Genomic DNA, 13857 nt, shown 5'->3' with positions numbered 1-13857 from the left:
CTTAATACTGCTATTTTATTTGTTTGACTCTATATTGCCTATCTCTGCGGATCTGAGGTTAAGAAAATGTCCAATCAACAAATAGCAAAGCAACTATTTCTGAATACAGAAGCCTGGGAAGAACTGACTGATATTCAAGGCGAAGCAATTAGTGGTGGAAATCCTCCAACTCCAGAGCAAATAATAGCCAAAGCTACATCTATCATCGAGAATATTGAAGACAAAACAGATGATAAATACGATCCAGCAAGGACTGCTTTTATATTAAGCAAAATTGGTAATCCTTTTTTACCTTTTTAATCATAGCGTATAACAATTTTGCTAATTTTTATATACCCAGTATTACTCAGTATTACTTGGGTTATAGCTAAGTTTTATCTAGTAAATTTTTACTAGGTAATTTTAAACATAGCCAGTAACTTATTAATTCAATAATAAGTTCTGGCTTTGATTACTTTGTTTTATTAATTTAATATATGATTACTAATTAATTTTTAAATGTAAATACTGAAATTTGTCCAATAATCAAACCGGATTCTTATATATAAAGTCTCAAATATTTAAACAGCAATAGATGAAATATCAAATTGTTCTGCAACATAGTGAAGAAGACTGTGGCGCTGCTTGTATTGCAACCATTGCTAAACATTATGGACGTACCTTTGCAATTACCCATGTGCGAGAAGCTGTAGGTACAGGACAATTAGGTACTACACTTTTAGGCTTAAAACGCGGTGCAGAAAATTTGGGTTTTAACGCCCGTCAAGTTAGAGCTACGCCAGAATTAATTGATAAGCTTCATCAAGTACCACTCCCCGCGATAATTCACTGGAAAGGCTATCATTGGGTAGTTTTATACGGACAGAAAGGTAAAAAATACATTATTGCAGATCCTGGTGTTGGCCTTCGCTACCTCAACCGAGAAGAATTAATTGCAGGTTGGGCAAACCGGATTATGTTGCTATTAATCCCCGATGAAATTCGTTTCTATCAGCAAAATTCTGATAAAGTTGGCGATTTTGGAAGTTTTTTAGCTCGTGTTTTACCTTATCGCTTAATTTTAACTGAGGCGATTGTCATTAACTTAGTAATGGGAATCCTCGCCCTAGCTTCTCCATTTTTAATTCAAATTCTTACAGATGATGTCTTAGTTCGCGGAGACACCTCTCTACTGAACACAGTATGTATTGGTGTCGTCGCTATGAATATATTTACCAGTACTTTAAAATTAGTCCAGTCCAATCTCATTGCCCATTTTGCCCAACGCTTAGAATTAGGATTAATTCTCGATTTTTGTAGACAAATATTATGCCTACCCCTAACTTATTACGAATCACGCCGTAGCGGTGAGATTGTCAGCCGTTTACGAGATATTCAAGCAATAAATCAGCTAATTTCTCAAGTGGTGCTGCGCTTACCCAGCCAAACTTTTATTGCTGTGGTTTCCTTGGGTTTTATGCTGTTATACAGTTATAAGCTACTAATTATTGCTGTTTTAGTTGCTTTATTAATGAGTGTTTCGACGGTAATATTTCTCCCATCCCTACGGCGAAAAATAAATAATGTTCTCATCAAAGAAGCAGAAAACCAAGGCGTTTTAGTCGAAACATTTAAAGGCGCACTAACTTTAAAAACTGCCAATGCTGCACCCCAAGCTTGGGAAGAAATTCAAAGCCGTTTTGGCAGTCTAGCGAATCTTACATTTAGCACTATTCAAATTACAATTATTAATAATGTATTTTCTGGTTTAGTTTCCGGTTTAGGTAACCTAGCGATTTTATGGTTTGGTAGTAGTTTAGTTATTGGTAAGGAATTGAGCATTGGTCAACTGTTAGCATTTAATGCGATGAATGTTAATTTTATCGCCTTAATTACTACAGTAATTGATTTTATCGATAAACTTGCTCACATACAGACTGCAACTCAAAGGATTACAGAAGTTATTGACAGTACCCCAGAAGATGAACATGAACAAAGTAAACCTGGGGCGATAATTCTTGGTGATGCTAATATTACCTGCAATAATTTAAATTTTCATCATCTGGGGAGAACAGATTTATTAAAAGATTTTTCTATAACTATTCCCGGCGGTCAAGTTACAGCATTAATTGGTAAATCTGGCTGTGGTAAAAGTACTTTGGCAAAATTAATTGCAGGTTTATATCCTTTAAATTCAGGTAGTATTCGTTTTGGTATTTATAATCAAAAAGACTTATCTTTAGCTAGTATCCGCCAACAAGTAATCTTAGTTCCCCAAGAACCACACTTTTGGAGTCGTTCGATTTTAGATAATTTCAGTTTTAGCCATCCTTACGCTTCTTTTGAACAAATTGTTAAGGCTTGCCAAATTGCGGGCGCTGATGAATTTATTAATGAGTTACCAGATAATTACCAAACTGTTTTAGGTGAATTTGGAGTGAATATTTCTGGGGGACAAAAGCAGAGATTAGCTTTAGCTAGAGCGATTGTTACCGACCCACCAATATTAATTTTAGATGAATCTACTAGCGCTCTTGACCCAATATTAGAAGCACAAGTTTTAGATAAACTCCTATATTATCGGCAAGGTAAAACGACGATTATAATTAGTCATCGTCCAAGAGTAATTATGCGTGCCGATTTTATTATTATGTTGGATAAAGGTGAATTGAAAACAAAAGGTATACCAACAGATTTACAAGCTCAGGCGGGGGAGCATTTAGATTTTTTAATTCCTTAAATGTAGCTTACCCAACAGATCGCCCACAGGCTGTAAGCCTGGGGCTAACATTACAAAGCCCACCTGCGTGGGCTAAATTTTCTTAGCCCACGCAGGTGGGCTTTGTTCAATTAGCCGCACCCTTCCAGGGTGACGGCGGTTTATTGGGTAAGCAAGGGGTTGGGGATGAGGACAAAACCTTGTTAACCATCAGGGTTTCACATTAAGATAGGTAATACAAATTTGAGAACAGAATACGGCAGATTGATTAATTCCCTATAGCAGGTTGTCCTTGGGTACTGTAACGATTGACTGCAGAAACTGCTACAGTATCAATCGGTAAAGGAGAATTCTGACTATTAAATAAGTAGGAAGTTTGCGATCGCGGCAAAATCTGTGTAGTCCATCGATTACCGCTTTTGGTTTGCATTACCCACAACCATACCTTATCAGGTTCTGGAGATTGCCAGGTAAGTTTGCGAATTTTACCTGTAGCTGTATCCCGTTCGATTTGGATTGTGGGTTGCGTTGGTAGTGTCTTGTCTAACCAAGGAGAAGCGGGAATTAATGCTTGAGTTGGGTAAGCATCCTTTTCTAAGATATCGACAATGCGATCGCGGTTTTGCATTAACGGCTTCATGCTGTAGTGAATGTTACCTGTAGCCCCGGAAAATCCTCTAGTTGTTTTAATTTGGTAAAGAATTTCATTGGCTGGCCAAGCTGCGGAAGTGCGATCGCCTACGCGACTGGTAAAATTACCAGGCCAAATATGTCTTCCTAATGGGTTCTGTTTTAACCACCAATTCAGCAACACAGGATAACTTTGTTGGCTTTTCTCAATTTTCCAATACAACTGCGGGGCAAAATAATCTATCCATCCCTTAACTAACCATTGGCGCGAATCAGCATATATTTCTTGGTATGGATCAAATCCCCCATTTTTACTAATTTGTGCAGGATAACCAGGTCGCCAAACACCAAAAGGACTAATACCAAATTTCACCCAAGGTTTTTCTTGTTTAATTTCTTGATATAGTCGTTGCACTAATGTATTAATATTTTCCCGTCGCCAGTCATCACGGTTCAGTTTTCCGCCTGATTGCTGGTATTTTTGCCAACTTGCTGTATCAGGAAAATCGATAACCCGTCTTCCACTGCGTTCGGGATAGGGATAAAAATAATCGTCAAGATGAACCGCATCTATGTCGTAGCGTTTGACGACATCCATAATCACTTTAACTGTATAATCTTGAACTTCCGCTTCCCCTGGATCTAGCCAAAGATACTTACCATATTTTTTCACCCATTGGGGATGCAGTTTGCTGACATGGTTTGCCGCAACTGGCGATTTTCCTTGAGGATGGCGGGCGCGGAAAGGATTAAACCAAGCGTGTAATTCTATACCGCGTTTGTGGGCTTCTTCCACAGCAAAAGCTAAGGGGTCATAATCCGGTGTTGGCGCTTTACCCATCTCTCCAGTTAAAAATTCTGACCAAGGTTCATAACTAGAGGCGTAAAGCGCATCAGCAGCCGGGCGTACCTGTAAAATAACTGCATTGAGCTTTAATGCAGCAGCCCGATCCAACATGGCGATTAGTTCCGCTTGCTGTTGGGTGGTTGTCAACCCAGGACGAGAAGGCCAATCAATATTAGCTACAGAAGCAATCCAGACACCGCGAAACTCCCTTGCTGGTGCAGGAGGGAGAGATTGGGGCTGGGGAATTTCTGTAGAGTGAACAGAGGGTGTAACTAACAGTAGTAATCCGCTAAGAAAGGTTGCTTTTAAGTATGTGGACATTATATACAGTAAAGTTTGAATAAAAATCAACGTTGGGGGCTAAGGCAGGAGGCAGATGGCAGGAGGTGAGCCACTGCGGTGGACGGGTTCCCCGGCATAAAGCAAGTGGCGAACCCGAAGGGCAGAAGGATAATCTCTGATTTAGAGGAGAAATTTGCATTAGGAAATATCGTCTCTTGTGCTAAAGATATAGCAAATAAGTTTTAAATTTTTTTGTCACAAAAAGCGCTTCCTTTTTCTCACTTCTGCCATCTGCCATCTGCCCTCTGCCTTTTTTTATCAACTTTGGAGAAGCAATTGACTGTACCTCAACGTCTTAAATCTTTAGATGTGTTTCGCGGAATTGCGATCGCCTCAATGATTCTAGTCAATAATCCCGGTAGTTGGGATTATCTTTACCCGCCTCTAGAACATGCTAAATGGCATGGTTGTACCCCTACAGATTTAATTTTTCCGTTCTTTTTGTTCATTGTCGGTGCAGCCATGCCTTTTTCCCTCTCCAAATATACAAAAGAAAATCGCCCTACCAGGGAAGTTTACTGGCGAATTGGGCGGAGGGCATTAATTTTATTTGGGCTGGGGTTATTCTTAGCTTTGTTTTCTTTAACTCTGGATGTCTTCTTAAATGGTGCGCCAGCTGCTAAATTCGCCACTATTCGCATTATGGGTGTTTTGCAACGCATTAGTCTTGCTTATTTAATTAGCGCGATCGCAGTTTTACATCTCCAACGCCGTAATTTATGGCTATTCGCCGCTATCTTACTAATTGGTTACTGGCTAGCCATGCAATTCATCCCTGTTCCTGGCTATGGTGCTGGTAACTTGACAGTCGAAGGTAATTTGGTAGGCTACATCGATCGCTTAATTTTAGGACAGCAACATTTATTAGGCGGGAAAAAATTCGATCCAGAAGGTTTATTTAGTACTTTACCTGCTGTGGTGACAGTACTTGCAGGTTACTTTACTGGCGAATGGCTAAAATCTCAACCCCGTCAAAGTCGCACTAGCATTAATTTAGCAATTGTCGGCATCTGTTGCGTATTAATTGGGAATTTATGGGGGTTTATCTTCCCGATTAATAAACAATTATGGACAAGTTCTTATGTAGTATTGACTGCTGGTTTTGCCTTGATATTATTAGCAGCTTGTTATGAATTAATTGAAGTACGCAGTTTTCAAAGATTAAGCTTTCCCCTAGAAGTGATGGGATTAAATGCTATCTTCGCCTTTGTCGGTTCTGGTTTAGTCGCCCGAATTTTAATTAAAACTCGCGTTGGTACTGGTAGCGATGCACCAACTACATATACTTGGATTTACCAGCATTTATTTCAACCTTGGGCTGGTGCGTTAAACGGTTCCTTGTTATTTGCGATCGCCACCCTATGTTTTTGGTGGCTAATTCTTTATTTTATGTATCGCCGTAACTGGTATTTTAAAATTTAAAATCACATTACCTTCTTCAGAACGGTAAACACACCTGAAACCCTGACAAATGACCAATGACCAATGACAAATGACCAATGACCAATGACAAATAACTAAGGCGTTTGTTTTGGTGAATTTAAACGCCACATTCTTTCTAAATCTGCAATTCGGCGGCGGAGAGTTCGCGCTTTAGACTTGCGATAGGTGGTAATTGTGAGTAGGAACATTAGCGGTAGTAAAATGATCATACTTCCTGTTAGAGGATTTGTTCCTACATCATTTCGTTTGTGAGGGTGAACTTGAGCTTGTACAGCTAGTGATACATACATGATTCTTAGAATTTCAAATTTCGACAACTCCTATAAACACATACAGACATCACACACTTAATTACGTAAAGAAAGTGTAAAAAAAACCTGATATTTTGATAAAACCCTGGTTTTAAGCTAAAAACCCTCATTCGGCTGAGGCGATCGCCATCGTGAAAGGGACAAGGAGGAACCCCTAGGGCGTGTTTTCAAACCCCAAACGCCTTCAGGAACCAATGCCTGAGGCTACAGGAACAAAGCCCACCTGCGTGGGCTAAAAAGCCTTATTTTTCGTAGTCCGCGCAGGCGGTGAGTCCAGCGCTGCGGGAGGGTTTCCCTCCGCAGGCGACTGGCGAACCCGAAGGGACTTTGTTGATATAGCCGCACCCTTATAGGGTGACGGCGACTTTGCAAACACGCCCTAGCCCCTCTAAAACCCCTGTCTAAACGGAGAAGCTGGCGTAGGTGAAGGCACTGGGGGGATAATTGGTGGGAGAGTAGGTACAGGTTTTTTGATGACTGCGATCGCAAATCCTCTTTGCTGGGGTTGTTGTTTACCAGATTTATCAACAACTTGTATAGCAATTTGGGGGGGAAATTCGGCTATTACTGGTAGCTTCAACGAACCAACAGGTGCAACATCATTACCATAAGGTAATAGTTTCACCTGAATATCTTCGCCCTCTACTCTCCAAGATAAAACCGCAGTTTCGCCTTCTTTGAGCGATTGATTTGGTTGTTCGCTACCATTGATTGTGAAAGCTACTATTTTAAATGGTTTTGGTAAAACCTCAATTTTTCCTTCTGTCTTTTTCCCACTGACTTTTTCACTACCATTATTCGGTACAGCTTTTAACTCAAAAGCATACTTCCCAGCTTTCAAGGGGGGAATGGGAATATTTGTACATTGCAGTTGGCGATTAACTTCTTTACAAGCCTTGTTGAGTTTAGGATTATCAATAATACCTTGATTAAATTTATAAATTATCGGATTACCCGTTGCTGTACCCTCTTCTGTACTGCCAATAATTTGCGTTTCTGCTAGTAATTCTGGGTTAGCAATTGTCCAATTGACTAGAATATTCTCACCGGATTGATACTGTGGTTTACTAACCTTAAAATCAACAATTTCCGCTATTGGTTTTTCATTAATTACTACTTGAATTGCTGGGCTATCGATTTTCGCTGTCTCGGAAAATAAGACGTTACCTTTACGATACAAACCTTGTAAACCAAAGGTGTAGTTACCCTTAGTTGATATCCCAGTTTTTACATTTTTGCAACTTAAATCTACTTGTCGCTGGACTAGACAATTGTTATTGTTTAATTCTTCCGGAATTTTATTGCGAAAATCATAGATAGTTGGCTTGATTGCTTGCGGCCCTTTTACGAGAACAATCAAATTTTCTAATTTTTTATAATTGCGAATCTCCCAATTTAAAGTGACTTCATCTTCGCCTTCGATAAGTTGAGTACTATTCACACTAAAATTTTCTATTTTCAATTGTGGTGGATTTAAAATTCGCCAAATAATAAAACTTAGACCGCCAAGTAATCCTAAAATTAATAATATTAATAAAATTAATTGCCACAAAGGACGGGGTTTCCAAAGTAAAGTCCCTTGTGGTAAAATATCTGGTAATGGTAAATTTTCTTGGTCTGCAATATTGACTTGGAAATTGATTGTTTGTCCGCCACCAAACCAAGGTCTACGCCACCAAGGTTTAGGTTTTACCAACAAATTCGTCTCGGCGCTTTTATTGGGTAATAATCTGATTTCTGCGGGGTCAAATGTATAACTAAAAAGCGTTTCTTCATCCCGACTTTCTACCCCAAATATTAATTCCCGCACCATATTACCCCGATTGCTGAGGAATAATTCATATTTCCCCGGACTCCGGCTAACTTGTCCTAAAATAGTTTTTAACTCTACATTTAAATCATAGCTGGTGGGAATTTGCAGATAGACCAAATCTAACAGCACTAAATCGGGAAATTTTTCCGAAAATAAGCGCAGTGTTGGGGTATAGCTTCCCGCTAAAGTATCAACTGGAGGATGAAATTTTAAGGATATTTTACCGGAATCACCAGGATTGAGTCCAAGTCCATTAATATCAGATATTAATCCAGCCCCTTCTACTCCTGTTTCTGGATAAGTAATTGTAAACCAATCATCATCTAAATCAAGACAACTTAGGCGGAATCTATCTACAATCTTGGAGCGATTTTCTACAGTTACTTCTAATAGTAAAGGTTCGTGAAGTTTGCAAATTAAGGGTTTAGCTGGGTTACTGCTAGGCTTAATTGAAAAAGTCGAATCATTTAAACCAATAGAAGTATGTTCTTTGGGGACAATCTTTAGTTGACGGGTTAAGGGAATCGGCGTTTCTTGGGGATAATGTTGTGGCGCATCGACAACTAAAGTATAGTCGTAAGTTCCGGGGATAGCGTCGAGAGATATTTCAAAGGTAAATTTAATTTCATCGCTGCTTTGTTGGGGTGCGATCGCACAACTTTCTCGCGGTACAGTAGATAAACCGGTGATGTTTCTAAATTGTTCGTCACAATTTAAATATAAATCAATAATGGCATGTTGTTCGCCAACATTAGTGACCACTACATGCAGTTCAATTGTATCTCCTGGGTTCGCATCTTGAACGCCAGCAGGGGTGATAAATACTTGTAAAGGACTGGGTTTAGCTTGCATTTGACTAACTCCCTGATTTATTTAATCTTGTGTGGATGTAGTCGTACCTGAGAATCTTCACTACCACTAACAATGGCACTGGTTTGATTAATTGTTTTTACAGCAATAGTATTGATTTTCTGGGTACTTTGATAAATTATTTCACCTGTAGCGGCTTTAATTTTATCGAGCTTGTGTTCTGGAGTTAAATACCACATCATTACTCTGCCATCATCACCAGCGCTGACTAATAGGCGACCAGTTTCATTAAATGCTAAACTGCGTACAGATAATTTTGATGCTGACCAACGGTCTAAGATGGGACAATTTAATTCACTGATTTGATTTTGGGGATTTGCTTGGTTTTGGCATTTATCTAAATTCCAAATCGTAATATATCCCGCCGAATCAGAAGTAGCGAGGATTTTCTCAGAAGAATTAGGGACAAAAGCTAGCCCCCAAATATAATCTTCTCTCCCAATTCTTTGGTCTAACTTTTCTAATTTTTGCACCGATAAATTGGGTATTTTATTCTTAGTAGGTGGTTGATTCCATTGCCATAATAAGAACCGTTTATAGTTTCCTGACATTACCAATGTTTGATCGTCTGAGGACAGAGCTAAACCCCGCACTTGAAACCCTGATAACTGCTGTTGCGTTTGCAGATCAATTACTTTTGGTTCTGGCTGAAAATTATCGTTGATAGATGCTCTTGTCCATTGTCTGACTTTACCACTACCATAACCGCTAAATAAATCTAAGGAATCTTTTTTGGTAAAGGCTAAATCAAAGACGCGATCGCCTTTTGCTTTCGGGTCTTTTTGGTCTTGCAGTTCGTTGCGTTTTTTCCCTGTAGGCACATCTCTGAGTTCAATCACCCCATTATCTAAACCCACCGCCACGCGATCGTTTTCTAGGGGGATAAAACGGGCGACTTCTACCGCATCATCGGTAATTGCTAACAACCCTTTAGGCTTGTGCTGTCTCTCACAAGCCACAGAAAGTCCATCATAATTAATACTAGCAGGTTCTAAGCGATCGCCATTAATATTCCACAATCTTAAAGTGCAATCATCTGCACCACTCACCACAGATAAACTAGTACCGCTAAACCCGACAGATTTCACAGAGCGAGTATGCATAATTGGCTCTGGTCGGAATAATAATGCTAGTAATGCCAATAGTAAAAGTAAAATCGCCAACTGTAACCATAAAGGTAAAATTGGCAATACTCGTAACTCTAAATTCTGGGTAGCTGGGTCTGTACTTCCCAAACGTTGGTCGGATAATTCTGGTTTCGCTTCCAAGAATAGAGTTTTTCTTATTCCTAACCAATGGCGTTTAGTTTGAACATCCAAAATTAATTTAGTTGTTTCTCCTAAATTAAGATTAGCCGTTGTTGGTAAAGTCTTAAAAGTGCATTTTCGCCAATCTCGCCCTTGCAGTTTTAGATTAATTTCTTGAAAAAGATTACTAGCATTTCTAAATACTAATTCAAAGGTAGTGTTATCAGCTTTCCAGTTAGGTAACCATCCACCTTGCTGAGGTATTGTCTGTGAGTTTTGCGGTACAGAAAACTCCACAAAACCCACAGGTAAAACTTCTAAATTTCCTTCCGCGCTAGCTGGATAACCGCTAATACTAGTAGCTTCAATTGTAAAAGGATAAATATCGCTAGGTGCTTGCACTACAGATAAAGGTTGACATTGAAATACCGCTTCTGTTTGTCCTCCCGGATCTAAAGCAAACCGTCGTTCCGCACTGCTAACTAGCCAAGAAACATCCACCCCGGCAAATCGCAAGGTTACATTAACAGTTTGTTGACTCAAATTGCGGACTCTAACGGGGATATCTACCGTATTGCGCGGATATACTTGGAACTCCCTGACAGGTAATTCCACACTCAACATCGTTGGTTGATTATCCGGTTCAATTTTTAACCGCAGCACCAGTCTGCGTTGTTGCCCTAACTGGGGTGAGAAAATTGTCACAGTCAGGTTCACTGTACCCACAAACCCAGGAATCGGACTATTCAACACAAAGACTTGAAAAATCGTACTACTACCGGGAGGTTTAGCTGCTGCTACCTCAGGTTCCAGCTTATACCAGCGATAGTCAGGATTGCGAATTTCTCCTGCGGCGGTAATTTCTATTTGAAAATTGGCACGTTGATCGCTGTCATTGTTGACAATTACCTCAAATATAGCTGGAGTTCCACCAGGACGAAATGTTAAATTTTGAGTAGATACGCTAGCATTTATACCGTGATTTTGCATAGAAATTTAATATTAATTAATGCTGCGGAGTCAGCATTATTAGAAAGTAATAAATAACACAATTTTTGACAATAGCACCTGGAGATTTCTCAGCAAAAGTTTATTACTGAATATATTGTCTATGAAAATGGGCATGGGGCATAGGACATGGGGCATTGGGCATGGGGCATGGGGCATGGGGCATGGTCAACAGTCAACCGTTAACCGTCAACATTGAAATGCATAACAGGTTATAATTGAATATTGCTAGGTATATTACCACTTTGCCATAGACTCGCATCAATGATTTGCATTAGAAATGCAATGGGAAGTGGTAAAAAATCAATCCCTAAATAAGCGAAAATACTTGTTGAGAGTGACAATCAATCTCAGATTAACATCTGAGCCGCCAACCTTTAATTAACAACCTATTCCCGTGTTAGAAGCGTACATATTTGCAACAGTACTGTGCGGATTTTTCGGCATCATTCTGAAAAAAAACCTGGTCATGAAGATCATTTCTATGGATGTCATGAGTACGGGGGTTATTGCCTATTATGTGCTAGTTGCATCGCGAAATGGTCTAGTCACGCCGATTATTGGTAATGTCCAAAATAGCGAATATGCCGATCCGGTTCCCCAAGCGGTAATCTTGACGGCGATTGTGATCGGACTGTCAATTCAGGCTGTGATGTTGGTTGGCGTGATGAAACTAGCACGGGATAATCCGACCTTGGAAAGTAACGAGATCGAAAAAAATAATACCCCATGACTAACATTACGATCGCCTGGATTGTCTTACCGTTTTTTCTGGGGTTTGTAATTTATTTACTCCCCAAGCTTGACAAATATTTAGCTTTATGCGTTAGTTTAGCGACCGCAGGCTATGCGGCGCTGGTATTTGTTGAGCGATCGCCTCTGGAACTGCAATTATTAGATCATTTCGGTGTTAATTTAACAATCGATCAACTCAGTGGCTATTTTATTTTAACCAATGCCATAGTTACGGCGGCAGTCATTCTCTACTGTTGGTACAGCGATAAAACAGCTTTTTTTTACGCCCAGACAATCATTTTACATGGCAGTATAAATGCCGCCTTTGCTTGTTCCGATTTAATCAGCTTGTACGTAGCCTTAGAGGTGAGCGGGATTGCGGCTTTTCTGTTAATAGCCTATCCCCGGACTGACAGATCAATTTGGGTAGCCTTACGCTATCTATTTGTGAGCAACGTCGCCATGCTGTTTTATTTGGTGGGTGCGGTGCTGGTATATCAAGCCCATCATTCCTTTAGTTTTGCTGGTCTGCGTGTCGCTCCACCAGAGGCTTTGGCACTGATTTTCCTCGGCTTAGTCACCAAAGGCGGTATTTTCGTCTCTGGTTTATGGTTACCTTTGACACATTCCGAATCAGAAACCCCGGTTTCCGCCATGCTTTCCGGGATTGTAGTCAAAGCCGGTGTCTATCCCTTAGTGCGGTGCGCTTTGATGGTGGAAGAAGTAGATACCATCGTGAGAATTTTTGGCGTTGGTACGGCGTTGCTAGGGGTATTTTATGCCGTGTTTGAAAAGGATACCAAGCGAATGCTGGCCTTTCACACCGTTTCCCAGTTAGGCTTTATCCTGGCTGCACCGGTTGTTGCTGGTTTTTATGCCCTGACACATGGTTTGGTGAAATCGGCATTGTTTTTAATTGCTGGGGCTTTACCGAGTCGTAACTTCAAGGAACTCCAACATCAACCTTTAAGTAACTCGATTTGGATTGCCTTGGTAATTGCCAGCTTCTCAATTTCCGGTTTTCCCATGTTATCTGGTTTTGGAGCAAAGGTATTAACATCAAAGAATTTATTACCTTGGCAAGTAATTGTGATGAATATTGCTGCTTTAGGTACTGCAATCTCCTTTGCCAAATTTATCTTTCTCCCACGAGGGGGGACAGGAAAAGTCAAGCCGGGATTTTGGCCTGCAGTCAGCTTATTAATAGTTGGGTTGATTGTCGCCAATGTGGTGTATTACGAAGCCTATAGCCTGACAAATATCATTAAACCCCTCGCCACCATTGGTATCGGCTGGTTAGCTTACTTGTTGATTTTTAAACATACAGTAGTCAAATTACCTCGGGTTTTAGAGGAATTTGATCATCTGATTGGTGTCATGAGTCTCATTTTAATCTTGCTGTTCTGGAAGGGATTTGCATGGTTGGGCATTTAAATTTGATATTGCGATTAGTTATCTGGTTTTTGCTGACGGCTGATTTAAGTCCAGCCAATATCATGATTGGTATCAGCATTGCTTTTCTCTTACCAGGTAGACAGAAAGCGAAGGAAGCATTACAAGATTGGCTGCGCGTACTGGGTGAAGTCTTAGTAGCCATTCCCCAAGCTTATATGGAGGCTTTGGAAATTATCTTTCGTCCCCACAACTACGAAGAGATAACGATAGAACAAGTCAAACCCAACCGCACGCCAGCTTTGATATTTCTCGATATATTTTTGATTACCTTTACACCCAAAACAATCGTCGTTAAATACACAGAGGATGGTTTGTACGAAGTACACCGAGTACGACGACGCAAACCCCAGAGTTTGTCCTCAGGCAGTACTGATGTTTCATCGCCATGAAGAGAGGGAGAAGGGGGAAAAGGGAGACAAGGGAGACAAGGAGGACAAATGAGGATTTGTACAGACAAG

10 protein-coding genes are annotated in these 13857 nt (G+C 40.2%); 6 read left to right on the top strand and 4 right to left on the bottom strand.

Annotated elements, in window-relative coordinates:
- The first annotated feature begins 66 nt into the window (after positions 1 to 66).
- Positions 67 to 300: a hypothetical protein gene (locus H6G08_RS13670; protein ID WP_190543143.1), complete on the top strand. Its 234-nt coding sequence runs from the start codon at positions 67 to 69 to the stop codon at positions 298 to 300.
- 274 nt (positions 301 to 574) lie between these two features.
- Positions 575 to 2719, top strand: coding sequence for a peptidase domain-containing ABC transporter (locus H6G08_RS13665; protein ID WP_190543141.1), 2145 nt, complete (start codon positions 575 to 577; stop codon positions 2717 to 2719).
- Positions 2720 to 2966: 247 nt separating this feature from the next.
- On the opposite strand, the gene H6G08_RS13660 is transcribed toward H6G08_RS13665, so the two are convergent.
- On the bottom strand, positions 2967 to 4496 hold the full coding sequence (locus tag H6G08_RS13660) for a glycoside hydrolase family 10-like protein (RefSeq protein ID WP_190543139.1): 1530 nt from the start codon (positions 4494 to 4496) through the stop codon (positions 2967 to 2969).
- A gap of 297 nt (positions 4497 to 4793) precedes the next feature.
- Here H6G08_RS13660 and H6G08_RS13655 point away from each other — a divergent pair, with 297 nt between their 5' ends.
- Positions 4794 to 5939, top strand: a complete 1146-nt coding sequence (locus H6G08_RS13655) for an acyltransferase family protein (protein WP_277877827.1) — start codon at positions 4794 to 4796, stop codon at positions 5937 to 5939.
- Positions 5940 to 6034: 95 nt separating this feature from the next.
- On the opposite strand, the gene H6G08_RS13650 is transcribed toward H6G08_RS13655, so the two are convergent.
- From H6G08_RS13650 to H6G08_RS13640, 3 genes are all read right to left on the bottom strand, one after another.
- Complete coding sequence (locus tag H6G08_RS13650; protein ID WP_190543135.1) at positions 6035 to 6250, bottom strand: hypothetical protein; 216 nt, start codon at positions 6248 to 6250, stop codon at positions 6035 to 6037.
- 409 nt (positions 6251 to 6659) lie between these two features.
- The gene (locus tag H6G08_RS13645) at positions 6660 to 8936 is read right to left on the bottom strand and encodes a COG1470 family protein (protein ID WP_190543133.1); all 2277 of its coding nucleotides are present in this window, start codon (positions 8934 to 8936) and stop codon (positions 6660 to 6662) included.
- A gap of 17 nt (positions 8937 to 8953) precedes the next feature.
- Positions 8954 to 11191: a WD40 repeat domain-containing protein gene (locus H6G08_RS13640; protein ID WP_190543130.1), complete on the bottom strand. Its 2238-nt coding sequence runs from the start codon at positions 11189 to 11191 to the stop codon at positions 8954 to 8956.
- Positions 11192 to 11606: 415 nt separating this feature from the next.
- Between H6G08_RS13640 and H6G08_RS13635 the strand changes: the two genes are divergently transcribed.
- The 3 genes from H6G08_RS13635 to H6G08_RS13625 are packed head-to-tail and all read left to right on the top strand — an operon-like array spanning position 11607 to position 13788.
- The gene (locus tag H6G08_RS13635; RefSeq protein WP_190543127.1) at positions 11607 to 11942 is read left to right on the top strand and encodes a cation:proton antiporter subunit C; all 336 of its coding nucleotides are present in this window, start codon (positions 11607 to 11609) and stop codon (positions 11940 to 11942) included.
- Entirely contained in the window at positions 11939 to 13378 is a 1440-nt protein-coding gene (locus H6G08_RS13630) for a cation:proton antiporter (RefSeq protein ID WP_190543124.1), read from the top strand. The genes H6G08_RS13635 and H6G08_RS13630 overlap by 4 nt, the downstream gene beginning before the upstream one ends.
- Positions 13363 to 13788 carry a Na+/H+ antiporter subunit E gene (locus H6G08_RS13625; protein WP_190543121.1) on the top strand — a complete coding sequence of 142 codons (426 nt, stop codon included), beginning with the start codon at positions 13363 to 13365 and terminating at the stop codon, positions 13786 to 13788. Before H6G08_RS13630 ends, H6G08_RS13625 begins: the two co-directional genes overlap by 16 nt.
- Positions 13789 to 13857 lie beyond the last annotated feature (69 nt).

Origin of the sequence: Calothrix anomala FACHB-343 (assembly GCF_014696435.1) — a bacterium.
In the GTDB taxonomy this organism is placed as follows: Bacteria; Cyanobacteriota; Cyanobacteriia; order Cyanobacteriales; family Nostocaceae; genus Aulosira; species Aulosira anomala_A.
This window is presented reverse-complemented; position numbering and strand designations above follow the sequence as displayed.